The sequence below is a fragment of the Rhizobium sp. SRDI943 genome (assembly GCF_057653695.1).
In genome coordinates this window covers 3,621,999-3,645,284 of record NZ_CM172787.1, presented here as the reverse complement: position 1 = coordinate 3,645,284, position 23,286 = coordinate 3,621,999, and the positions used below count along the sequence as shown (strand labels likewise).

At 61.7% G+C, this 23,286-nt stretch carries 24 protein-coding genes; 13 read left to right on the top strand and 11 right to left on the bottom strand.

The features are described 5' to 3' along the window. Positions 1-40: 40 nt before the first annotated feature. The 6 genes from AC245Y_RS18530 to AC245Y_RS18505 form a co-directional block, all read right to left on the bottom strand. Entirely contained in the window at positions 41-1,117 is a 1,077-nt protein-coding gene (locus AC245Y_RS18530; protein ID WP_012758915.1) for an alpha/beta fold hydrolase, read from the bottom strand. Positions 1,118-1,226: 109 nt separating this feature from the next. Continuing rightward, on the bottom strand, positions 1,227-1,862 hold the full coding sequence (locus AC245Y_RS18525; RefSeq protein ID WP_012758914.1) for a tetratricopeptide repeat protein: 636 nt from the start codon (positions 1,860-1,862) through the stop codon (positions 1,227-1,229). Positions 1,863-1,974: 112 nt separating this feature from the next. Continuing rightward, complete coding sequence (ykgO, locus tag AC245Y_RS18520) at positions 1,975-2,100, bottom strand: type B 50S ribosomal protein L36 (protein ID WP_003542835.1); 126 nt, start codon at positions 2,098-2,100, stop codon at positions 1,975-1,977. A 163-nt stretch (positions 2,101-2,263) separates the two neighbouring features. Continuing rightward, entirely contained in the window at positions 2,264-3,340 is a 1,077-nt protein-coding gene (locus AC245Y_RS18515) for a 5-(carboxyamino)imidazole ribonucleotide synthase (protein ID WP_017995130.1), read from the bottom strand. Next, the gene (gene purE, locus AC245Y_RS18510; RefSeq protein ID WP_003552651.1) at positions 3,337-3,831 is read right to left on the bottom strand and encodes a 5-(carboxyamino)imidazole ribonucleotide mutase; all 495 of its coding nucleotides are present in this window, start codon (positions 3,829-3,831) and stop codon (positions 3,337-3,339) included. Before purE ends, AC245Y_RS18515 begins: the two co-directional genes overlap by 4 nt. Positions 3,832-3,868: 37 nt before the next feature. Continuing rightward, positions 3,869-4,072: a YdcH family protein gene (locus AC245Y_RS18505; RefSeq protein WP_003552650.1), complete on the bottom strand. Its 204-nt coding sequence runs from the start codon at positions 4,070-4,072 to the stop codon at positions 3,869-3,871. 228 nt (positions 4,073-4,300) lie between these two features. On the opposite strand from AC245Y_RS18505, the gene AC245Y_RS18500 reads away from it, so the two are divergent. Next, positions 4,301-4,474 (top strand): YdcH family protein, encoded by a 174-nt coding sequence (locus AC245Y_RS18500; protein WP_003552648.1) that lies wholly within the window; start codon positions 4,301-4,303, stop codon positions 4,472-4,474. A 206-nt stretch (positions 4,475-4,680) separates the two neighbouring features. Here AC245Y_RS18500 and AC245Y_RS18495 read toward each other — a convergent pair whose 3' ends face one another. Both AC245Y_RS18495 and AC245Y_RS18490 read right to left on the bottom strand, forming a co-directional pair. After that, positions 4,681-4,941 (bottom strand): ArsR/SmtB family transcription factor, encoded by a 261-nt coding sequence (locus AC245Y_RS18495; RefSeq protein ID WP_003552646.1) that lies wholly within the window; start codon positions 4,939-4,941, stop codon positions 4,681-4,683. Between the two features lie 166 nt (positions 4,942-5,107). Then, positions 5,108-5,872, bottom strand: coding sequence for a sulfite exporter TauE/SafE family protein (locus AC245Y_RS18490; RefSeq protein ID WP_012758912.1), 765 nt, complete (start codon positions 5,870-5,872; stop codon positions 5,108-5,110). Positions 5,873-5,979: 107 nt separating this feature from the next. Between AC245Y_RS18490 and AC245Y_RS18485 the strand changes: the two genes are divergently transcribed. Then, positions 5,980-6,633, top strand: coding sequence for a thiamine phosphate synthase (locus AC245Y_RS18485; RefSeq protein ID WP_012758911.1), 654 nt, complete (start codon positions 5,980-5,982; stop codon positions 6,631-6,633). A 10-nt stretch (positions 6,634-6,643) separates the two neighbouring features. After that, positions 6,644-7,726, top strand: a complete 1,083-nt coding sequence (locus tag AC245Y_RS18480; protein ID WP_017995128.1) for a tetratricopeptide repeat protein — start codon at positions 6,644-6,646, stop codon at positions 7,724-7,726. A gap of 102 nt (positions 7,727-7,828) precedes the next feature. On the opposite strand, the gene AC245Y_RS18475 is transcribed toward AC245Y_RS18480, so the two are convergent. Continuing rightward, positions 7,829-9,571: a chemotaxis sensory transducer gene (locus AC245Y_RS18475; RefSeq protein ID WP_017995127.1), complete on the bottom strand. Its 1,743-nt coding sequence runs from the start codon at positions 9,569-9,571 to the stop codon at positions 7,829-7,831. 340 nt (positions 9,572-9,911) lie between these two features. On the opposite strand from AC245Y_RS18475, the gene AC245Y_RS18470 reads away from it, so the two are divergent. The 10 genes from AC245Y_RS18470 (at position 9,912) to AC245Y_RS18425 (ending at position 21,610) form a co-directional block, all read left to right on the top strand. Beyond that, positions 9,912-10,241 carry an STAS domain-containing protein gene (locus AC245Y_RS18470; protein WP_012758908.1) on the top strand — a complete coding sequence of 110 codons (330 nt, stop codon included), beginning with the start codon at positions 9,912-9,914 and terminating at the stop codon, positions 10,239-10,241. Next, on the top strand, positions 10,238-10,606 hold the full coding sequence (locus AC245Y_RS18465) for a response regulator (RefSeq protein ID WP_012758907.1): 369 nt from the start codon (positions 10,238-10,240) through the stop codon (positions 10,604-10,606). The genes AC245Y_RS18470 and AC245Y_RS18465 overlap by 4 nt, the downstream gene beginning before the upstream one ends. Further along, complete coding sequence (locus AC245Y_RS18460) at positions 10,603-12,651, top strand: chemotaxis protein CheA (protein ID WP_017995125.1); 2,049 nt, start codon at positions 10,603-10,605, stop codon at positions 12,649-12,651. The genes AC245Y_RS18465 and AC245Y_RS18460 overlap by 4 nt, the downstream gene beginning before the upstream one ends. Continuing rightward, positions 12,648-13,157, top strand: coding sequence for a chemotaxis protein CheW (locus tag AC245Y_RS18455; protein WP_017995124.1), 510 nt, complete (start codon positions 12,648-12,650; stop codon positions 13,155-13,157). Before AC245Y_RS18460 ends, AC245Y_RS18455 begins: the two co-directional genes overlap by 4 nt. A 31-nt stretch (positions 13,158-13,188) precedes the next feature. Next, entirely contained in the window at positions 13,189-14,898 is a 1,710-nt protein-coding gene (locus AC245Y_RS18450; protein WP_017995123.1) for a methyl-accepting chemotaxis protein, read from the top strand. 245 nt (positions 14,899-15,143) lie between these two features. Next, the gene (locus tag AC245Y_RS18445; protein ID WP_017995122.1) at positions 15,144-17,066 is read left to right on the top strand and encodes a HAMP domain-containing methyl-accepting chemotaxis protein; all 1,923 of its coding nucleotides are present in this window, start codon (positions 15,144-15,146) and stop codon (positions 17,064-17,066) included. Positions 17,067-17,275: 209 nt separating this feature from the next. Continuing rightward, positions 17,276-19,084, top strand: a complete 1,809-nt coding sequence (locus AC245Y_RS18440; RefSeq protein ID WP_017995121.1) for a methyl-accepting chemotaxis protein — start codon at positions 17,276-17,278, stop codon at positions 19,082-19,084. Beyond that, positions 19,081-19,563: a chemotaxis protein CheW gene (locus tag AC245Y_RS18435; RefSeq protein ID WP_012758901.1), complete on the top strand. Its 483-nt coding sequence runs from the start codon at positions 19,081-19,083 to the stop codon at positions 19,561-19,563. The genes AC245Y_RS18440 and AC245Y_RS18435 overlap by 4 nt, the downstream gene beginning before the upstream one ends. A 30-nt stretch (positions 19,564-19,593) precedes the next feature. Next, positions 19,594-20,451, top strand: a complete 858-nt coding sequence (locus AC245Y_RS18430; protein WP_017995120.1) for a CheR family methyltransferase — start codon at positions 19,594-19,596, stop codon at positions 20,449-20,451. A gap of 61 nt (positions 20,452-20,512) precedes the next feature. Next, positions 20,513-21,610 carry a protein-glutamate methylesterase/protein-glutamine glutaminase gene (locus AC245Y_RS18425; protein ID WP_017995119.1) on the top strand — a complete coding sequence of 366 codons (1,098 nt, stop codon included), beginning with the start codon at positions 20,513-20,515 and terminating at the stop codon, positions 21,608-21,610. Between the two features lie 82 nt (positions 21,611-21,692). Here the strand turns inward: AC245Y_RS18425 and AC245Y_RS18420 are convergent, their stop codons facing one another. Next, positions 21,693-22,433, bottom strand: a complete 741-nt coding sequence (locus AC245Y_RS18420) for a 3-oxoacyl-ACP reductase family protein (protein ID WP_017995118.1) — start codon at positions 22,431-22,433, stop codon at positions 21,693-21,695. 74 nt (positions 22,434-22,507) lie between these two features. Next, positions 22,508-23,086, bottom strand: coding sequence for a TetR/AcrR family transcriptional regulator (locus AC245Y_RS18415; protein ID WP_017995117.1), 579 nt, complete (start codon positions 23,084-23,086; stop codon positions 22,508-22,510). Between the last annotated feature and the right edge of the window lie 200 nt (positions 23,087-23,286).

Below are 23,286 nucleotides of genomic sequence, written 5' to 3'. Positions count from 1 at the left end.
GTTTCGGACGATGCTGACAAAATTATGCAGCATCAAAGTGCTACGGCGTCCTCGGCGCCTCTGAAAAGACGTGGGGTCCTGTCGGCCCCAACGATGGTACGGCTGCGGCCGTCCGATCGCGTGAGGCCGCGGCAAGCCTCTCTTCGGCCCTGCGGGCGATCGCCTGCAGGTCGCGCGGCTTGCCTGATATCTTCTCCATGGCGGCGATGGCGACATCGGTTGCGAGGTAATCCGGCTTGTGGCCGACGCCGCGAACGGTGATGAGTTCGGAGCCTGATATATCGCGGGCCAGGCCGCGCGAGTGCAGGTGTTCCCAGACGATCTCGTCGCTGTCGCCTGTTATGATGACGGTCGGAGCGGTGATCTGCGAATAGAGCAGCGACTGCTCCTTCACATAGGCAAGCAGTCGTTTGAAATCGTCGGCATTGTTCTGGAACGCGCTGGGACGCAGTACCAGCGACGGACCGGTTTTTTCGATGTAGTCGGCCGGGCGCGGATTGGGGCGGAATACATTCAGCGTGCCCCGCTCCAGCCGGCTGAGCCCAAGCGGCACGACGATTGCGTGGTTGAAGAGCCAGCCGACGATCGGCACGGTTGCCAGGTGATAGTACCAGTCGATGCCGCCTGGCCATGGATGAGTGGCGGGCGCGAGGAAGAGCAGGCCGGCGGTTTTGTCAGGATGGCGCAGGCCGAAGGCGGCGGTGATCGCGCCGCCGAAGGAATGGCCGACGATGATCGCCTTTTCGATGCCGCGCTTCTCCATCAGTCTGGCGATTGCATCTGCCTGGCCGGAGGGGACGGCGTTCTCAGGACCGCCGCGTTCGGAATAGCCATGACCGGGGCGATCGACGAACAGCATTTCCGCCCGGCCTTCGAGTGCGGCGCGGAAGGCCACGACCTGGTCGAGCAGATTGCCGCTGGCGCCGTGAATGAAGACCAGAGCCGGCAGATCCGAATTTTCTGGCGGCGGGACGTGGACCGCATTCATGCGGTAGCCGCCGATATCGGTCAGTTCGCCGATATTCGGATAGGCGTGTTCAAATTGCCGCGCCTTATAAGTGGAGTAACCGATGGCGGCGGCGAGCGGGGCGAGAAGAGCGGAAACTTCTGCAAGCATGATCTCAACAAGCGGTAGTTGCGGGATGACCTGCGAGCGGGCACCGCATCGTTCCCGCTCTATTCTAAAATTGCGCGGCACGATCCGACGTCAAGGCCGCCGTCCGGAATCAGGTGCGGTTGCCGGCGAGTTTTTCCGCAAGTGTGTTGGCCTGTTCTTGCGCGGTGCGTTCGGCGGGATAGATATCGAGAAAACGCTCCCACGCCTTCAAGGTCAGCTGATCGTTACCGGAATTGCTGAGGATCGCCGCCATGCCGGAGAGCGCGCCGAAATGACGCGGCTCGAGATCGAGTACACGTTCGATGTCGGACATCGACTTGCGATAATTTCCCATGACGAAATTCAGCGTGGCGCGGCGGTTCCAGCTTTCGGCATAATCGGGCTTCAGCGCGATCGCCTCGTCGAGGAAATCGAGGGCGGCGGGGTTGCGCTTTTCCTCGATCGCCTTGTCGGCCCACTGCATCAGCAGATTGACGGTGGCACTGCCCGAATCGTTCCATTCCATGCGGATTTCATTGGCGATGCCACTGGCTTTTTCGGGATCGCGTTCACGCTTCAGCTGGCTGAAGAGCTGGTCGAGGTGCTGCTTCGGCGAATTGTTGGCATCCGCCTGCTCGACGATGACGTCCTTTTTCGCGACGGCAGCCGACTTTTCCGCGGCGGCGGCCGGAAAGGAGGGGGTAAGGAGAATGAGGGCGAGCGGCAGCGCCGCTGATGTCAAAGCAAAAAAGCGCATGGCGGACATATTAGCCCGCCAGCGCCGAAGATCAAACAAATTTGACGTGATCACCGCAGCGACCCACCGGATATATCTGCCGGCGCAAGCGCACGCGGCAGGGCGATCCGGACGCGCGAAATCAGCCCTGACGAGCCTTGAAGCGCGGGTTCAGCTTGTTGATGATGTACATGCGGCCCTTGCGGCGAACCAGACGGTTGTCACGGTGACGAGCCTTGAGCGACTTGAGCGAATTCTTAATCTTCATTTTTTTGATCCGCGATCTCTATGGGGAATTCACATTCGCCCGTATCTTTAACAATCAAAAGCGCGCCATCGGGCGCGCTGTTTAGGTGGGGGAGCAGATACCCCGTCACCTTTTCCGTGTCAACCACATGAAGGTGTTTTTCCCAAGGCGTAGAGGTGTTTTCTCAGGTCCAAACCGGCGATTTCGGCGTCACGGTGGTGACATGACCCATCTTGCGGCCGGGGCGCCACTCGGTCTTGCCGTAGAGATGAACCAGCGTGTCGGGGCGCCGCAGCCAGTCGGGAACGGCTAGGATATCGTCGCCGATCAGGTTCTGCATGACGCAGTCGGAATGTCGCTCGGCATTGCCAAGCGGCAGGCCGGTGACGGCGCGGATATGCTGCTCGAACTGGCTGACGACGCAGGCGGCTTCCGTCCAGTGACCGGAGTTGTGGACGCGCGGCGCCATCTCGTTGGCGATCAGACCGCCATCGGCAAGCACAAAGAATTCGATGCCGATGACGCCGACATAGTTCAATGCGGCAAGGATTTTCTCGGCCGATTTCCGCGCGGCGTCCGCCGTCGGCGCCGAGATCGCGGCGGGAACCGTCGAGGTGTGGAGGATGCCGTTGCGGTGGACATTCTCGGCGGGATCGAAGCAGACGACCGTACCGTCGGTGGCGCGGGCGGCGATGATCGAGACTTCACGCTCGAAGGCGACGAAGCTTTCGAGAATGAGCGGCACGCCGCCAAGTGCTGCATAGGTGCCATCCGGGCTGTCTGCGGCCGAGCGGAAAACCTTCTGGCCCTTGCCGTCATAACCGAGACGGCGGGTCTTCAGCACGCCCTGGCCGCCGAAATCCTTCAGCGCCGTTTCGAGATCGGCCTGGCTGTCGATCGCATGGAAGCGTGCAGTGGTTATGCCGCAGCCGTTGAGAAAGCGTTTTTCGACGAGACGGTCCTGGGCGGCTTCCAGCGCCTTCGGCGGCGGATAGACCGACACGCTCGCCGAGAGCTTTTCGGCGGCTGCGACAGGCACGTTTTCGAATTCGTAGGTGACGACATCGCAGATATCGGCGAGTTCGGCGAGTGCCGCCGGATCGTCATAGGCAGCGGTAATCTGCCGGTTGGCGAGCTGGGCGGCCGGGCAGTCCGCCTGCGGCTCGAGGATGACCGTGCGAAAATTCAACCTGGCGGCGGCAATCGCCAGCATGCGGCCGAGCTGGCCGCCGCCGATAATGCCGATCGTTGTTGCCGTCATAGGTCGTCCATCGGGTATTCGGCGACGGCAGCACTCTGGCGCTCGCGCCATTCGTCGAGCCGGTCGGCAATTTCTTCGTCGGAAAGGGCAAGTACGGCGGCAGCGAGAAGGGCGGCGTTGACCGCACCAGCCTTGCCGATGGCGAGCGTGCCGACCGGAATACCGGCCGGCATCTGTACGATGGAAAGGAGGCTGTCCTGGCCGGACAGGGCTTTCGACTGGACCGGCACGCCGAAAACCGGCAGCGGTGTCAGCGAGGCGGTCATGCCCGGCAGATGGGCAGCGCCGCCGGCGCCGGCGATGATGACCTTGAAGCCCTCCGCGCGTGCGCCCTTGGCGAAATTGACCAGCCGGTCGACTGTACGGTGCGCCGAAATGATGCGCGCGTCATAGGGAATTTCCAGCGCCTCCAGCGTGTCGGCGGCGTTTTTCATGGTCTCCCAGTCGGACTGGCTGCCCATGATGATGGCGACGGGTGGTCTGTCTGTCATCGTTGCTGCTATTCCCTCTCAGGCGATGATGTCAGGCTCAGGCGATGATGTCAGGGATGATCTGATCTTCCAGCCTGGAGAGCCTGTCCTTGATGACGAGCTTCTTCTTTTTCATGCGCTGGATCCGCAGAGCGTCGCATCCGGTCTGGATCATGGCGTTGATCGCGGCGTCGAAATCCTCGTGCTCCTGGCGCAAGCGCGCCACTATGAGCCTGATTTCCGCCTGTTCCTGATCGGCCATATACATTCCCCGTTATCGTCCCTGGACCTTGTCCGATCTGCCGATGATTTCCGCAAGCTCCTATCATCAAATACAGGTAACGGCTAGTTAGTCTTGATCATGAAATTGCCATCCAGTCTTCATCTTTTGGCCTTCGACAAGCCTTCAAAAATGTGTCACAGTCCCGCCCGTTGACACCTTGATCCCCGACGATGTTGGCCGGGGAGGGTAAGAGGAAGGAAGGGTCATATGACTGTTCAAGCTCATCTTGAGTCACTCCAGAAAAAGCATGTCGCTCTCGAGGAGGAGTTGCACGCGCTCAGAACATCTCCCTCTATTTCCGATACGGCACTTGCCGATTGCAAGCGTCGCAAGCTGCGCATCAAGGACGAGATTCAGCGTCTTAAGTCATCCGTCCACTAATCTTCCCAAGGATCGCCGGACGATCATCTTGCGCAACAAGGTAAATCCATCCATTCCACCAAAAATCAGCAAGAACCGGTGATTTGACACCAGATTTGCGCCAGCCCGATGCATCCGGCATCGTGGCTGGCGCTTTTGGGTCCGCCACGTCTCACATCGCGTTCTTATGATTCACATCGTATTCCCAGATCGCATGGGAACATGCATCAGGCCCAGAACTGATCCAGCCACAAATTGAGCTTGTCGAAGCCGCGGTTGTTGACCGCGTAGATACGTTTGGTGCCTTCCGAGGTCACGGAGACGAGATTGCTGTCGAGAAGCGCCTTCAGGTGCTGCGAAACAGCAGGACGGCTGATCGGCAGGCCTTCGGCGAGCTCATTGACGGTCCGTGGCGCGCGACGCAATTCCTCCAGCAGAAACCGCCGGTTCGGATCGGCAATCGCAGAGAAGGGGTCCGTGTTCGACATGGCGGGAACGCTACGTCAAACCGGCCGCGCCAGCAAGGAAATTGTGCATTGCAGCGTGTCACTGCATAATTCCTAAAATCGGAGTCGATTTCAGGAATTATGCAGCCGTTCAAAGTGCCACAGCGTCCTTTGCGCCTCTCGAAAGATGTGCGGCGCTGTATGGCTTCTACCAGCCAAGGCCCTCGCCCACGATCAGGAAGGCGGCGATCAGCGCCATCGCATACATGAAGGGATAGAAGATCTGTGGCCTCATCCGGCGCACGCACCAGGCGCCGGCGATGGTGGCGAGCGGGGCGAAGGGCAGAAGCGTCGCGGAGGTCGCAAGGTTCTGGGTGTCGAGCTGGCCGAGCGCGAAATAGGGGATCAGCTTGATGGCGTTGAGGATTGCGAAGAAGCGCACGCTGGTGCCGGTATATTCGCGCGGCTGCAATTTGAGCGGCAGGGCATAGATCTGGAAGGGCGCACCGCCGGCATGAGCGACGAAGCTGCCGTAACCGGAAAATGTCCCCCAGAGGCCGGCGGCCACCGGCCGCTGGCCGCGCGGCGGGATCACCTTGCCGGCGCCCGGGCCGAAACTGTTCCAGAAATAGCGCAGGCAGAAGAGGATGGTCACCGCGCCGATGACGATGCGCAGCATGTTGCCCGGAACCAGCGCCGAGGTCGCCCAGCCCAGCGCGATACCGAAGATCGCGCCCGGCAGCATGATTTTCAGCGTCGCCCAGTCGCCATGTTTGCGCCAGATGACGAGCGAGATCATGTCCATGAAGACCAGGATCGGCAGCAGGATGGCCGCTGCCTCGACGGGCGAGACGACGAGGGCGAGAAAGGGCAGGCCGATCAGCGACAAAGCGTCGCCCATGCCGCCCTTTGCGAGGCCCACCAGCAGAACGGCGGGCACGGCGGCGTAGTAGAATGACAGATCCTGCGGCATGCTTTCGACGTCCTCCTCTTGCCAGCCTCGTCTAACGGAACTACTCACACAAAACGAGTGCGGATCCCTCATTTCGAAGGGGAATTCGCAGGAAACGGAAAGACCCCATGACCGAACCGGAAAACCGCTGCCGCCTTGTGCTCATCGTGCCCGATATCGCCGATGCAGATGAACAGGCAAAGATCGTCGCCGACGCGCTGAAGGGCGGCGATGTCGCCTCGGTGATCGTGCCGCAATACGGGCTCGACGACGGCACCTTCCAGAAACATGCGGAAAAGCTGGTGCCATTGATCCAGGATGCTGGAGCAGCCGCGCTGATATCAGGCGACAGCCGTGTCGCAGGCCGGGCAAAGGCCGATGGCCTGCACCTTTCCAGCAATGCAGAGGCGCTTTCGGAAGCGATCGACAAACATGCGCCGAAGCTGATCGTCGGCGGCGGCAACGCGGCCGACCGGCACCATGCGCTGGAGATCGGCGAAGTCAGGCCGGACTATATCTTCTTCGGCAAGCTCGACGGCGATATCAAGCCGGAGGCGCATCCGAAGAACCTTGCGCTCGGCGAATGGTGGGCCTCGATGATCGAGATTCCCTGCATCGTCATGGGCGGCACCGATCCGGCCTCGGCGCTCGCCGTCGCCGAAACCGGAGCGGAGTTTGTGGCGCTGCGGCTGGCGGTCTTCGCCGAGCCTGCCCGGGCGCCGTCTGTCGTTGCCGAAATCAATGCGTTGCTTGACGAAAAAGCGCCACGGTTTGAGGATTGAAATCGCGCTCATGCCGATCCCGCCCGCCCGCCTTTTGAAATATATCCTTGCCAGCATGGCCGCCCTCGTTGCGGCCGGGCCGAATGTTGCCTTGGCGCAGGCGCCGGACAGCGTCATCAGCCAGCCGGGCACGGGGCCGGCTTCGACCTTCCGCACCGACCGGCCTTCCAGCCCGGGTGTGCAACCCTCCGATGGCGTCGGCGTATTCGACCGCATGGGCGCGAAGTTGCCGGATCTGCCGCCGGAGAAGGATTACAAGGGGCCGATCGACGAGGCCTATGGCGCCTTCCAGCGCGGTTATTACCTGACGGCGATGGACAAGGCGCTGCCGCGCGCCCAGCTCGGCGATCCGGCGGCGCAGACGCTGATCGGCGAAATCCTCTCGCAGGGCCTCGGCGTCAAGAAGGACGTGAAGAACGCCGCCTTCTGGTACGGCAAGGCGGCCGAAGGCGGCGACGGGGCGGCGATGTTCAAATATGCACTGATCCTGATGGAAGGCGAGGGCGTGCCGCGTGACAGGGTCAAGGCCGACGACTACATGCGCAAGGCGGCCGAGGCCGGCAATCCTTCGGCGGAATTCAACTGGGCGCAGCTTCTCATCGCCGACAATCCCGGCGAGAAGGGACTGAAGCTCGCGCTACCATTTTATGAGAAATCGGCCGAGCAGGGCATTGCCGATTCGCAATATGCCGTGGCGCAGATCTATGCGACGCTGAAGGACCTGCCGGAAGAAAAGACAAAGCTCGCCCGCGAGTGGATGGCACGCGCGGCGCGCGCCGGTTTCGACACGGCCCAGCTCGATCTCGGCATCTGGCTCGTCAACGGCGTCGGCGGGCCGAAGGATTACGTCAAGGGCTTCGAATGGCTGAAACTTGCCGCCAATGGCGGCAATGTCGCTGCACAGAACAAGCTCGCCCATCTCTATATCAACGCGATCGGCACGGCGCCCAACCCTATCGAGGCCGCGAAGTGGTACGTGCTGTCGCGCCGCGCCGGGCTTGCCGATCCGGCGCTCGAAGATTTCTATCTCGGTATCGAGGACACCCAGCAGAAGGCTGCGATCGATGCCGCCAACAAGTTCCGGCGGCGATAGCGGCCGCTTGGCGACCCGGCCGACGGGCTACTATGCATCAATTCAGAGGACTACAGCGTCCTTTGCTCGTCTGAAAGACGCGCGGCGCTGTAGCGTTCCAACCTAGAAAAGAGCATCGGCGAACAGGTCTTCATCGTTTTCGGCTTTGACGGTTTCGGCGGGAGCGGAGGTGCTGTCCTCGCTCGCCGGAATGATGCCGCGATGAATGCTGCGCTCCTGGACCATCGTATAGTGCTTGAAGATCTTGCGGTCGAGCGGCGCGATCGTCTCAGCGAGATCGGAGATATCGGCGACATCGGTGCCGGCGACGCCTTCTAGCATATCGGCGCAGCCGGCAAGGACTTCGCCCAGATTATGCTGGAAATCGAGCTTGCCGATCAGCAGGCTGATCTTGGTGGCGACCTCGCGACCGTTCTCGGCGAGCACCTTCAGCTCGTTTTCCATCACGTTGGCTGCAGAGCGGATGTTGCCGACGGCCGAGGTCAGGCTTTCTCCGAGATTGCCGGCTCCGGCATCCGTGGCGGGGGCGACGCGCCCGGCCGCAGCTTCGAGCGCCGGCAGGCCGTTGACGATGGCGTCGGCGGAATCGTCGAGCTTGCCGGCGAAGATGCGCAGCTCGGCGGTGACGACGTTGATCGACCTGCCTTCCTCGCCGAGTCGGCTGCAGCGCAGGTTGGTATTCAAAGCCATATAGTGAATGTCAGTCTTGACGGCGCGGATGTTGCCGATCGCTTCGGAGAGTTTGGCCGCGGTACCGATCGTCGACTGGCTCACCTGGTCGGCCTGGCGGCTTGCCGTATCGACCTGCTTGACGATTTCATGGGCGGCCGAAACGCTGGATTCCAGCGCGCGCATGAAGTTGCCGCCGGCCTCGCCGCTCTGACCGCTCATCTGATCGCGCAGCTTGAGAATCTCCCGCATGTCGTGATCGAAACTTGCGATCGTCTTGACGACGTTCTCGGAATCCCGCTGGAAATTTGCACACATGTCGCTCATCTGCGCCGCCGTCAGATGGTGAATGACGTTCTGGAGGCGCTGACGCGCGCCGGCGTCGAGTCTGGCGCCATCCTCACCGGCAAAGAAATCTTCAAGCAGCGAAAAAGTGGCCTGCACATGCTCGATGCGCTGGCGGGTGATATCGCCGATCTGCAGGGCAGACAGGGTCGAGGCGACCTTGCTCTGGACGGCGCGGGCAATCGCGCCGACCTCGCGGGCGATGACGCCGAGATCCTTGCGATGGCCGGCGATCTTGGCGGCATCATCGCGCAGGGCTCCGGCGACGGCAGGAACGGTATCGGCATAGCCCTTCGAAACGCTGGCGCCAAAGGAGGCGGCGAGCTTGACCTCCTTGTCGAGACTGTCGAGATGCGTGGCAAAACGGTTGACCTCATCGGTACCGGAATAGATGCGCTCCAGGATCTCCTGGGCGAAGCCGGCGAATTCGGCAAGGCCGGCACCGGTAATCTTCACGGTCACCGCGAAGGTTCTGAGATAACGCATCGTCTCCTGCATGTCGGCGACGTGCTTGCGCAGTTCCCTGCCGGTATGCGCCAGCGAGACGAGCGCCTGCTGCCGGTTTTCCTCGGTGACGGGCAGCGCCATCAGGCTCTCCACCGTGGCGCGGAGATCGGCGCTGGTGTCGCTCGCCTCCTTGTTGTCGAGCGTCGTGGTGACGCTCTCGAGCGAGTTCAACAGACGGTTGAGCACATCCATCACCGAGAGCAGCACGGTGCCGCCTTCGAGGAAACGTTCCTCCACCTGGCTACGAGCAGATTCCAGGGTCTGGCTTATGTCCCGTCCTGATGAGTAGGCTGCAGCGTTCGGCGATACCAGAGCGTGTGCCACTTTTATACCTTTTCTTAAAATCCAGGCAATTCGAACTCTATTTTTACGGGCAGGATGGAAACGTCCGGTAAACGCGCCGGACTCGCCAGCGTTGTGATTAACGAAAGATGTTGATGGCCTGTCGGGGAAAGCCTAACGCTCGGATTGATGATTCAACTTATTGTTTTTATTTTACTTATTTCTAAATTTTGAGAAAAAAATACAACTTATCCCGGATGAGAATTGGGAGTCTGGGAATGCGCTATACGGCAGTTTCCTACAACCGCTGTTTACCCCGCATTAACGCTGCCGTGAGAGTCCTTTTAGGGTCGTCAAGTATTTTCTGGCCCAGGAGGCTGCATTGGATACTCAGAAACAATATTACGAATCTATAAATTTGCCGGACGTGCTCAGCATTCGCAACGTGTCCGAACTATATTCCAAGTTTACCGATGAATTTCATAGCAATGATACAATCATCATCAGCATTCCCGAGGGCGCAGAAGCGGATCTGAGTTTTGTTCAACTCATCGAATCCTCGCGCCGCCAAGCAAAGGCCAAGGGAAAGACCTTCAAGCTTTCTTCGCCGGCCAGTGGCTCGGTCCTGAAGGTACTTGAGCGTGCAGGTTTCATCGAATCCTTCGATCACGAAGACGCAAATTTCTGGTTGCATAAAGAGGTGACGTTATGAGTGCAAAGATCCTGACTGTCGACGATTCCGCCAGCATTCGTCTGACCACCAAGGTCACGCTGACCAATGCCGGCTATAGCGTCACCGAGGCGGTCAACGGGGCAGAGGGCCTCGCGACAGCCAAGGGCAGCAGCTTCGATCTGATCGTGACCGATCTCAACATGCCTGTTATGGACGGTCTGACGATGATCGAGGAACTGCGCAAGCTGCCGGCGCAGGCCGGCGTTCCGATCATCTTCCTGACGACGGAATCGGACGCCGATCTCAAGGCGCGCGCCAAGGCCGCCGGCGCGACGGGCTGGTTGACCAAGCCGTTCGACCCGGAAAGCCTGGTGAAGATCGTGAAGAAGGTTCTCGGACGATGAGTACGCTCGATCCGGTCGCCGTCTTCCGCACGGAAGCTGCCGAATGCCTCGAAGCGATCGAGGCTGGTCTTCTCGACCTGACCCACCAGCTCGACAACAAGGATCTCGTCGATGCCGTGTTCCGCGGCCTCCACACGCTCAAGGGCTCCGGTGCGATGTTCGGTTTCGAGGCGCTCGCCGCCTTCACCCATCATTGCGAAACAGCCTTCGATCGCGTCCGCAAGGGCGAGGTCGCGGCGACCAGCGAACTCGTCGCCGCCGTTCTCGCCGCCCAGGACCATATGCGTGCCCTCGTCGACCAGCCGGACGCCGATCACGGCGATACCGGGCATAAGCTTCTGGCGCAGCTGCAGGCTGCCGTCGGCGGCAAGCAAGCGGCTGCAGCAGCGCCCGCCGCTGTTCCTACGACTGCGGCCGGGCGCGAGGCGCCAGCGAAGAAGAAGAACAGCTGGCGCATCCGCTTCAGCCTGCCTGCCAATTCGATGGCCAACGGCACCAACCCGCTCGGCCTGCTGGACGAGCTGCGCGATCTCGGCGAATGCACCGTGCGCGCCAACTCCTCGGCCATTCCGCCCCTCGACGCGCTGGCTCCGACGGAACTCCACATTTCCTGGGACGTGACGCTGACCAGCGAGCAAGACCGCTCAGCGATCGACGACGTCTTCATCTTCGTGCTTGATGATATGGAACTCAGCGTCGAGGAGATCGGCGGGCAGGCAGCGGCAACCGCCGCGCCGGTTGAGGAAAAGGCCGCAACTGCCCCTGTCGCCGCGGTATCGGCGGCTTCGCCGACCAGCGTCCCGGAATTCCGTCCTGTCGAGGCGGTTCCGGCCAAGCGCGAGGCGCCCGCCGCCATCAGCCAGGCGAAGGCGGCCGAGAATGTCCGCGTTCCGGCCGAACGTCTCGATGAGCTGATGGACCGTGTCGGAGAGCTCGTCATCGCGCAATCGCGCCTCAGCCAGCTGGCCAGTGCCAGCGCCGATATCGCGCTGCGCTCCGTCTCGGAAGAAATCGAACGCCTCTCCGGCGAATTGCGCGACACGATGATGGTGCTGCGCATGGTGCCGGTCGCCACCCTGTTCTCCCGTTTTCGCCGCCTCATTCACGATCTCGCCCGCGAAACCGGCAAGGTGATCGAACTGGTGACGGAGGGCGAGAGCACCGAAGTCGACAAAACCGTCATCGAGCGTCTGGCCGATCCGCTTGTGCATCTGGTGCGCAACTCGATCGATCACGGCCTCGAAACGCCCGCCGACCGCCTTGCCTCCGGCAAGACCGAAGCCGGCACGGTGACGCTTTCGGCCCGCCAGGCCGGCGGCGAGGTGATCATCTCGATCAAGGATGACGGCCGCGGCATCAATCGTGAACGCGTTCGCGCCAAAGCGGAATCCTCCGGTCTCATCCAGCCCGGTCAGCCGCTTTCCGACTCCGAGTTGCTGCAACTAATCTTCGCCCCCGGCTTCTCGACGGCCGCGGCAATCACCAATCTCTCCGGCCGCGGGGTCGGCATGGACGTGGTGAAGAAGACGGTCGAAGCGCTCCGCGGCGCGATCGATATCGTCAGCCTGCCGGGACAAGGTTCGGAAGTGTCGCTGCGCATTCCGCTGACGCTCGCCATCATCGACGGCCTGCTGGTGCGGGTCGGCTCCGGCCGCTACGTCATCCCGCTCTCGGCAGTCGAGGAATGCCTCGAACTGTCGCTCGAGGAAGATCTCCGCTCGCGCGGCCGCAGCTTCATCTCGCTGCGCGACAGCCTGGTGCCGTTCCTGCGCCTGCGCGACCTCTTCCGCACCGGCACTAAGCCCGACGTGCATCAGAAGGTCGTCGTCATCTCGACCGGCACGGAGCGCGTCGGCCTCGTCGTCGACCAGATCATCGGCGACCACCAGACGGTCATCAAGTCGATGTCGAAACTGCACAATAACGTCGCGACCTTTTCGGGCGCCACCATTCTCGGCGACGGCAGCGTCGCTCTCATTCTCGACGTTGGGCACCTGGTTGCCGCGGGTCAGCAACAGGAGGCGCAATTGCGTGTAGCAGGATGAGTGCAACAGCAGCAGCCGAACGGTTCGACAAGCACTGGAGCTATGCCGAGGAAGTCGAGGTCCTGACCTTCGATCTCAACGGCGAAACCTTCGCGCTGGAAGCGGTCATCGTCCAGGAAATCCTGGACCTGCTTCCTGAGACCGCGGTGCCGGGCAGTCAGCCCTTCGTCGCCTGCGTCATCAACTTCCGCGGTAAGGTCATTCCGCTCGCCGATCTGCGTCTCGCCTTCGGGATGGAAGCAGCAGAGGCGACGATCGACAGCCGCTTCATCGTCATCGAGATCGACCTACAGGGCGAGCAGACGCTCGTCGGCCTCAGAACCGACAAGGTGAACGAGGTGACGACACTTGCAAAGTCCGCGAGCGAAGCCCCGCCCAGCATCGGCATGCGTTGGCGCGCCGACTACATCAACTGCCTGGTGAAGAGGGGCGGAGAATTCATCATTCTCCCCAATCTGCAGGCGATCTTTTCATCGAGGCACGATGCGGCGGGAGCCGTCAATTGACGCTGGATGAATTCAACGAGGGGTTTGGACGATGCGACTGACAATAAAGACGAAACTGGTGACCGCGTTCACCTTCATCATTCTGATGCTCGTAGGCACCGCCGCTTACGGTATCTTCAGCCTTGGATCGCTGAACGACACGATCGATAAGCTTCTTGCCGGCCCGGCAGCCCGCCTCGATCTCGCGCAGCAGATCAACATTGCCCAGCTCGAGGCCATCCGCCAGCAGAAGAACCTGCTCACCGCCCGCAGCGCAGACGAGACGGCCGGCGCGGTCGCGAAGGGCAATCAGGCCCGCAAGGAGTTCACCGACGCCTTCAACCAGGTGCTGGCGCTGGCGACGGAAGAAGGCAAGGCGCGCTGGGCGCGCATCGCCGAACTTTCCAAGACCTTCAATGCGGCCGACGATCAGATCCGTGACTATGTGAAGGCCGGTAATGCCGAAGGCGCAAATACCGTCTCTGTTACGACGGCGCGGGCCGCTGCCAACGATATCGACGCGACGCTCAGCGAAATCCTGGCACTTGAAAAGCAGCGCATGAAGGCTGCCGACGACGGCGCCGAAGCGCAGTACACGACGACACGCACAATGATGGTTGCGGTCGCAGCCGTCGCCCTGCTGATTGCCGCCCTCACCGCCTTCTGGATCGCCAGCACGATCAGCAAGGGCCTCGGCCGTGCCAACACCGTGGTGCGCGAAGTGTCGGAAGGCGATCTGACCAAGATGGCCGACATCACCAGCCATGACGAAATCGGCGAACTTCTGGGCAACGTCAATATCATGATCGAACGTCTGCGCGGCGTCGTTGCCGACGCACTGTCGGCCGCCGACAACGTCTCTTCCGGAAGCCAGCAACTTTCGGCGAGTTCGGAACAGGTATCGCAGGGCGCCACCGAACAGGCGGCTTCGGCCGAAGAGGCTTCCGCCTCGATGGAGCAGATGGCCGCCAACATCAAGCAGAACGCCGATAACGCCGCCCAGACCGAAAAGATCGCCCGCCAGTCCGCCAAGGACGCGGAGATGAGCGGTGAAGCGGTGACGCGTGCTGTCGACGCCATGCGCACGATCGCCCAGAAGATCGGCATCGTCCAGGAAATCGCCCGCCAGACCGATCTCTTGGCTCTCAACGCGGCCGTGGAAGCGGCTCGTGCGGGAGAACACGGCAAGGGCTTTGCGGTGGTCGCTTCGGAAGTGCGCAAGCTTGCCGAACGCAGCCAGTCGGCGGCTGCCGAAATCAGCTCGATGTCGAGCGACACGGTCAAAGCTGCCGCCGATGCCGGCGATATGCTCGGCCGGCTGGTGCCCGATATCCGCAAGACGGCGGAACTGGTCTCCGAGATCAGTGCGGCCTGCCGCGAACAGGATATCGGCGCCTCGCAGATCAATGAAGCGATCCAGCAGCTCGACAAGGTGACGCAACAGAATGCCGGCGCTTCCGAGCAGATGTCGGCAACCTCCGAGGAGCTCGCCTCCCAGGCAGAGGAACTGCAGACGTCAATCGCCTTCTTCAAGGTCGATACGGCAGGCAACGCACGGTCCGGCGCCCACAAAGCGCAGCCAAAGGCTTCGGCCAAGGCGCTCAAGGCCCCGGCCGCTGGCCGCAAGCCCGGCCTGCAGGCTCACAGCCAAGGCCGCGGCCAGACGGTTTCGGCTCAACAGCAGCGCCTCAAGGGCTTTGCTCTCGATATGTCGATGGGCGGTCCAGACGCCAGCGACGACGACTTTAGGGAGAGCGCATAAGCGCTCCCCCGGGGAAAGCGCGTGAGCGCTTCGCCTCAATGTGATCCCTCGGGCTGCTCCGGCGGCCTGAGGCGAGAACATCCCCCAACGCATGTAGGCGTTGGCGCTGCGATGGATAGATGTCCGGCTGCCGGGAAGTGAATTTAGTCGCTTTTCCCCGTTTCAGCACATCACTTTCCAAGCTTGACGTCCCGCCAAGGGGACATGTCTCTCCATTCGTTTTGACCGCAAATCGGGGGTATCACATGCGTTTCACCATTAAACTCAAACTGGGTCTTGCCTTTGGCATCATGACGCTGCTGCTGATCGGCATCGCGGTTTATGGAAGCCTGAGCCTCGGCACCTTGAACGAGGCGAGCGGCAAGATGATCGACGGCTCTGTGCGCCGCCTGGAACTGGCGCTGAACGCCAATATTGCCGAAGTCAACGCCATCCGCGCTCAGAAGAACGCTCTGCTTTCCACCGATCCTGACGCGGCTGCCGGCTTCTACAAGGAAGGCGACCAGAATTTGCAGGTCATGTTCGATGCCGTCGATGCCGGCCTTGCGATCGCCTTGCCGGAAGGCAAACCCCATTGGGAGAAGCTGCGGACGGTCGGCGGGAAATTCCGTGAAAAATCCGCCGAGCTGCAGCAGCTTGACGCCAAGGGCGACAAGGCCGGCGCGCTGGCGCTTTCACTCGGCGACCTCCGGGCGATGACCGGCGACATGGGCGATGCGATCTCCGCCCTTACCGAGATCCAGCGCAAGGGCATGCAGGCGACCAACCAATCGAACACCAATCTCTACACCTCAACGAAGCTGATCCTCACCACTGCTTCCGGCATCGCAGTGCTCATCGCGCTCGGTGCTGCGCTCTGGATCACGCTTGGAATCAACAATGGCTTGAGGAAGATCACGACCGTCGTAAACGCCGTCGCAATCGGCGATCTCAACCAGAAGGTCGATGTCAAGACCAATGACGAGATCAAGGATCTCATCAATACGGTCAATGCCATGACTGCCAATCTGCGTGCCACGGCAGCACTTGCCGACCAGATCGCCATGGGTGACCTCAGCACCGATGCCAAGCCGCTTTCGGACAAGGATGCGCTCGGCATCGCGATGCAGAGCATGATCTCCAACCTGCGGACCACCGCCGGCATCGCCGATCAGATCGCAAACGGTGACCTGACGGTGTCTCCAAAGCCGCTCTCCGACAAGGACGCGCTGGGCATCGCGCTCGAACAGATGGTCGAACGCCTGCGCGGCGTCGTTGCCGATGCGATATCGGCCGCCGAGAACGTCTCTTCCGGCAGCCAGGAACTTTCGGCAAGCTCCGAGCAGGTGTCGCAGGGCGCCACGGAGCAGGCGGCTTCCGCCGAAGAGGCTTCCGCCTCGATGGAAGAGATGGCCTCCAACATCAAGCAGAACGCCGACAATGCCGCCCAGACCGAAAAGATCGCCCGTCAGTCGGCGAAGGATGCGGAAGCCAGCGGCGAGGCTGTCTCCCGCGCTGTCGACGCGATGCGCACGATTGCCCAGAAGATCGGCATCGTCCAGGAAATCGCCCGCCAGACCGATCTTCTCGCCCTCAACGCTGCCGTGGAAGCGGCTCGTGCGGGTGAGCACGGCAAGGGTTTCGCAGTCGTTGCATCCGAAGTGCGCAAGCTTGCTGAACGCAGCCAGTCGGCTGCCGCCGAGATCAGCTCGATGTCGAGCGATACGGTGACGGCGGCCCAGGAAGCGGGCGAAATGCTCGGCCGGCTGGTGCCCGATATCCGCAAGACGGCCGAGCTGGTTTCCGAGATCAGTGCCGCCTGCCGCGAACAGGATATCGGGGCGGCCCAGATCAACGAGGCGATCCAGCAGCTCGACAAGGTGACGCAGCAGAATGCCGGCGCCTCCGAGCAGATGTCGGCAACCTCGGAGGAACTCGCCTCCCAGGCTGAAGAGCTGCAGACGTCGATTGCCTTCTTCAGGGTCGACATGGCAGGCGGTCGCCGCGAGCGTGCGCCGGCTGCAAAACTCACCGTCCGCAACCGGCCTCCCGCCGCACCTCGCAAACCGGCTGGCAAGGCGCCGGCCAATACGGTGGCCGGCCAGCAGGCCCGCGTGAAGGGTTTTGCCCTCGACATGTCGATGGGCGGTCCCGACACGGTCGACGAGGAATTCCGGGAGAGCGCATAGCGCTCCCCTGGGGAAAGCGCTTAAGCGCTATCGCGTCGCACTCGTCGCGGGCCAGCTAATGCGCCCGCGAGGCATGCTTCCGGCGCCTGCGGGTGCCGGCACGGAGATCCGTGGGCAGTCTTCGTCCGCCGGAAGGTTTTGCTGCATGACGCAGCGCCAAGGAATAGCCGGTTCACACTTATTACGTCGCTCTCACAAAGGATATTGAGATGCGTATCACGATCAAGCTTAAGCTCGCGGCCGCGTTCGGCTTCGTCATTTTGTTGCTGGTGGGCAGCGCGGTGTATGGGATCATCAGCCTCAGCACACTGAACGACGCCGTCGGCAACCTTGTCGCGGGTCCTGCAAAAAGCCTGGAACTGGCCCTGGAAGCAAAAGCTGCGGAGCTCAGTGCCATTCGCTGGCAGAAGAATGCCCTTCTGGAAATGGATCCCGAAGTGGCCAGGAAGAACTACCAGAACTCGGCGAAGAGCATGGACGAAATGCTGGCCTATGCGGTGAGTGGCCAACAGCTTGCAAGTGTCGACGGCAAGCCCACGTGGGATAGGCTGATCGAACTGGCCAAGCGTTTCACCGAGGGCTCCCACAAAGTCGCCTCCATCCAGGAAAGTGGTGACAGGGCAGGGGCCAATGCCCTGTCGTCGGGAGAGGTTCGCGCCCTCGTTACGGAACTGGAAGACGTCTTCGCGGCGCTCGTTGCGCAGCAGCAGAAGTCAATGGCGCAGGCCGATGACGATACCGAAACCCTTTATGGTTCCACCAGGAACCTGCTGATCGGCATCGCCGTCGGCGCCTCCGTCATCGCTTTTGCCGCCGCATTGTGGATCGCCCTCGGCATCAACAGCGGCCTGCGTAAGATCATGAACGTCGCCAACGCCGTCGCCACCGGCGACCTGAACCAGAAGGCCGAGATCAACAGCAACGACGAGATCAAGGACCTGGTGAACACGATCAACGTCATGACGGATAATCTTCGCAGCACTGCTGGTATCGCCAGCCAGATCTCGAACGGCGACTTGACCGTGTCGCCGAAGCCGCTTTCTGACAAGGACATGCTGGGCATTGCGCTCGAGCAGATGGTCGAGCGTCTGCGCGGTGTCGTCTCTGATGCGGCGGCTGCCGCAGAAAATGTTTCGGCCGGCAGCCAGGAACTGTCCTCGAGCTCCGAGCAGGTATCGCAGGGCGCCACCGAACAGGCGGCTTCGGCCGAAGAGGCTTCCGCCTCGATGGAGCAGATGGCCGCCAACATCAAGCAGAACGCCGATAACGCCGCCCAGACCGAAAAGATCGCCCGCCAGTCGGCCAAGGATGCTGAAGCCAGCGGGGACGCGGTGACGCGCGCCGTACAGGCGATGCGGACCATTGCCGAGAAGATCGGTATCGTCCAGGAAATCGCCCGCCAGACCGATCTCTTGGCTCTCAATGCCGCCGTCGAAGCTGCTCGTGCAGGCGAACACGGCAAGGGCTTTGCGGTGGTGGCTTCGGAAGTGCGCAAGCTTGCCGAACGCAGCCAGTCGGCTGCTGCCGAAATCAGCTCGATGTCGGGCGATACCGTCAAGGCCGCTCAGGAAGCGGGCGACATGCTTGGCCGGCTGGTGCCGGATATCCGCAAGACGGCGGAACTGGTCTCCGAGATCAGCGCCGCCTGCCGCGAACAGGATGTCGGCGCTTCGCAGATCAACGAAGCGATCCAGCAGCTCGACAAGGTGACGCAGCAGAATGCCGGCGCCTCCGAGCAGATGTCCGCAACCTCGGAAGAGCTCGCGACTCAAGCGGAAGAATTGCAGGCCTCGATCGCCTTCTTCAAGGTCGATACTGCAGGCAACCGCCAGTCCCGCACGCCGGCCGCCAGGATGACGGTTCGCAGCCCGGCTCCCGCCGCCGGCCGCAAGTCTACGCCCAAGAAGCCGGCCGCCAACAGCGTCGCCGGCCAGCAGGCGCGGGCGAAAGGCTTCGCTCTCGATCTCTCCATGGGCGGTCCCGATGATGGGGATGCCGAATTCAAGGAAAGCGCATGATCATGGCCACGACATCTTTGGAAGCGCAATTCGTGACCTTCAGCCTCGGCGAGGAGATTTTCGCCGTGCCGGTTGAGGTGGTACGGGAAATCCTCGACTATGCGGAAGCTTTCAAGATTCCGAATGGTCCCGACTATCTGCTCGGCCTGCGCGACGTGCGCGGGCAGGGCGTGCCGACGATCGATCTTCGCTTGAAGCTCGGCATGACGAAGACCGTGCCGACGCCGCACACGCGGGTGCTCGTCCTCGACGTGCCGATGGAAAACCGGCTGCTGACGCTTGGCCTCGTCGCCGATCGCGTCTTCGAAGTCACGCCATTCCGGCACGAGCAGATCGAGGCGGCGCCTGATATCGGCGTGCGCTGGCGCTCGGACTATATCGCCGGCGTCGTTCGCCGTGAAAACGGCTTCGTCGTCATCATCGACCTTGCACGGTTGCTGTCGCGCGAGGACGCCTCGGTACTGCAATCGGCGGCCTGACCCGCGCATCAACTCGGAGTACTGCATTCTATGAGAATGGCAGCAGCGGTGGAAACCCAATTGCCGGGCGACCGGATCAGCAAGCGCAATTTCGATAAGCTTGCCCGGTTCATCTACGATTATAGCGGCATCAAGATGCCGCCGACCAAGCTGACGATGCTCGAAGGGCGGTTGAGGCGCCGCCTTCGCGCAACCAACCATGCGACCTTCGACGATTATTGCGATTTCCTGTTCAATCATGACGGCCTCGACCAGGAAACCGTCTACCTGATCGACGTGGTGACGACGAATAAGACCGACTTCTTCCGCGAAGCCAAGCATTTCGACTATCTGCAGACGGTAGCGCTGCCAATGATTGTCAATAGCGGCGTTCGGACCATCCGCACCTGGAGTTCGGCCTGCTCGACGGGAGCGGAACCCTACACGATGGCGATGGTGCTGGCGGAATTCGCCGAAGGCCGCAACGACGTCTCCTACAGCGTTCTGGCGACCGACCTTTCCACTGATGTGCTGCAGACGGCGCGCCGGGGCATCTACCCGGAAGATTTGATCGCGCCTGTGCCGCGCGATCTGCAGCGCAAATACGTGCTGACAGCCAAGCAGCCGGGTCGGCGGGAGGTGCGTATCACGCCGAAACTGCGCAGCAAGATCGGTTTTGCCCGCATGAACCTGATGGACGAGAAATACGCGATCGGCGAGTTGATGAACGTCATCTTCTGCCGCAACGTGCTAATCTACTTTGACAAGCAGACTCAGGCCGGTGTTCTCAACCGCCTCTGTGCCTGCCTGGCGAAGGGCGGCTACATGTTCATCGGCCATTCTGAATCGATCACCGGCTTCGATCTGCCGTTGAAGCAGGTCTCGAATACGGTGTTTCAACGTATCTAAAGCGCATTGCGCCATCCCAAAACCGCTGCGCACTTCTGGACGGCATGCATTAGGGGCATTCATGGCTAAGAAAATCCGCGTTCTCATCATCGACGATTCCGCCAGCATCCGCCAGACGCTGACCCATGTGCTGGAGCAGGATCCCGATATCGAGATCATGGCGGTGGCATCCGACCCCTTCATGGCGGCGCGGAAGCTGCAGGAGGAGACCCCCGATGTCATCACGCTCGATGTGGAAATGCCGCGCATGGATGGCATCACCTTCCTGCGCAAGCTGATGTCGCAACGGCCGATCCCCGTCGTGATGTGCTCGTCGCTGACAGAGGCGGGATCGGAAACGCTGCTCCAGGCGCTGGAGGCCGGCGCCGTCGACGTCATCCTGAAATCGAAGATCGGGGCTGCCGACAGCCTTTCCGATGATGCGATGCGCATTCGCGAAGTCGTCAAGAGCGCCTCGCATGCACGCCTTTCAAACGTGCGCCGCGCCGCCGGAACCATTCGCTCGGCTTCGGCGGAAGGGCCGGCCAAGAAGCTGACGGCGGATGTGATGCTGCCGCCGCCGACGGGGCGGGCCATGGCGAAGACGACGGAGATGGTCGTCTGCGTCGGCGCCTCCACCGGCGGCACCGAAGCGCTGCGCGAGTTCCTGGAGGAACTGCCGGCCAATGCGCCTGGCATGGTGATCGTCCAGCATATGCCGGAGAAATTCACCGCCGCCTTCGCCAAGCGGCTGAACGGGCTCTGCGAAGTCGAGGTCAAGGAAGCCGTCGATGGCGATCCGGTGCTGCGCGGCCATGTGCTGATCGCACCAGGCGACAAGCACATGCTGCTCGAGCGCCAGGGTGCGCGCTACTATGTCAGCGTCAAGACCGGGCCACTGGTGTCGCGACACCGGCCTTCCGTCGACGTGCTCTTCCGCTCGGCGGCGCGCTCGGCCGGCTCGAACGCCATGGGCATCATCATGACAGGCATGGGCGACGACGGCGCGCGCGGCATGCTCGAAATGCATCAGGCCGGCGCCTATACGGTGGCGCAGGACGAGGCGAGTTCAGTCGTTTTCGGCATGCCGAAGGAGGCGATCGCCAAAGGCGGCGTCGACCGTATCCTGCCGCTCGATCAGATCGCTCGCGAAGTTTTGATAATGCAGCAGAAGTTTTAAGTCGGTTTCAACGGAACCCGCTGAAACCGGCGGTATCGCAGGATGCCGCCGGCTTTTGATCATAGCCGTGCAGGTTCCGTATTCAGGCGAGATAACCGCCGTCGATCGTCAGGCTGGCGCCGGTGACGAAGGCGGCCTCGGCACTGGTGAGATAGGCGGCGAGGCCGGCGATCTCGCGGTCCTCACCCAGGCGGCCAAGTGCCATCAGCGGCTTGAGGCGCTCATGATCGTCCTCATTGGGGTTCATGTCGGTCGCCGTCGGGCCGGGCTGGATGTTGTTGACGGTGATGCCGCGTGGGCCGAGATCGCGGGCGAGGCCGCGGGTCATCGAGGCGATTGCGCCCTTCGTCATGCTGTAGACTGCGGAGGTTGGAAAGCCGCTGCGATCGGCGGTGACGCTGCCGATGGTGATGACGCGGCCGCCTTCCTTCATGTGTCTTGCCGCTGCCTGGATGCCGACGAAGGCAGCGCGGACGTTGACGGCGAACATCCGGTCGAAATCTTCGAGCGAATAGTCGTCGAGCGGGTTGAGGATGAGAATGCCGGCATTGCTGACGAGAATGTCGAGACCGCCAAAATGCCCGGCTGTCAACGCGACGGCATCCTGTACGGCCTTCGCATCGGCACTGTCGGCCCGGATCGCCAGCGCCCTGCCGCCAACAGCCTCCAGCTCGGCGACGATCGCCTTCGCCTTGTGCTCCGAGCTGGAATAGGTGAAGGCGACGGCGGCGCCATCAGCGGCGAGCCTTCGGACGATAGCGGCACCGATGCCGCGCGAGCCGCCGGTGACGAGGGCGATCTTGGTGGAAAGGGATTGAGACATGTAGGTTTCCTTTGTTTCTGGATTGATCAGTCTAGAATTGCCCATGGAAAGGTCAGTTCGGAGTTGTCCCTTCGTCAGCGGAGGCTTCTGATTGCCATGTGTGCGATACCGCGGAGCGTCTCGGATTGGGCGCCGTTTCGGGCGCTGACTTTCATGCCCGACAGCGCAGCGCCGAGAAACGGAATGGCGTCGGCGATATCGATCTCTGTTGCGAGTTCTCCGCTCCTGCGAGCCTCAGCGAGAAGGCTTTCGATCGCCGCGTGAAGCGCGCGGCCGGCGCTGTCGGTAAGAGCTGCGACCTCGGCATCGGAGCGGCCGAATTCACAGATGGCGCTGACACCGAGGCAGCCGCGCCGGGCCTCGGCAGCGGGACGCGAGGCGAAAGCGACAAGAGCACCTTCCAGCGCCTCGATCGGCCGACCGTCGTGGCGAAGATCGGCGATGATCTTATCGATGCTCTCCACATTGTAGCGCTTCAGCGCTTCCAGATAGAGACCGCGCTTGTCGCCGAAGGTGTCGTACATGCTTTGGCGGCTGATCTTCATCGCCGTCAGCAATTCCTCGGTTGAGGTGCCTTCATAGCCATGCTCGGTAAATACGCCGATGGCGGCATGAAGGGCGGTGTCGCGATCGAATTCCTTGTGTCGTGCCATGACCAGGCTTCTACTCTTATTGGACTGGTCTGTCCAGAATAAAATGAATAGTTTCCGACGCCGCAGGGCAGCCATGCGTGCGTCCCCTTGAAATTTCCCTGATTTTGTGGTCTTGAGGCCGCCAATCTTCGCAGCGCTGCCTGTCATGCATGGTCAGGGACACTTCCCGCCCCTGGCAGCGCGCGCGCCCCGTATCAGTC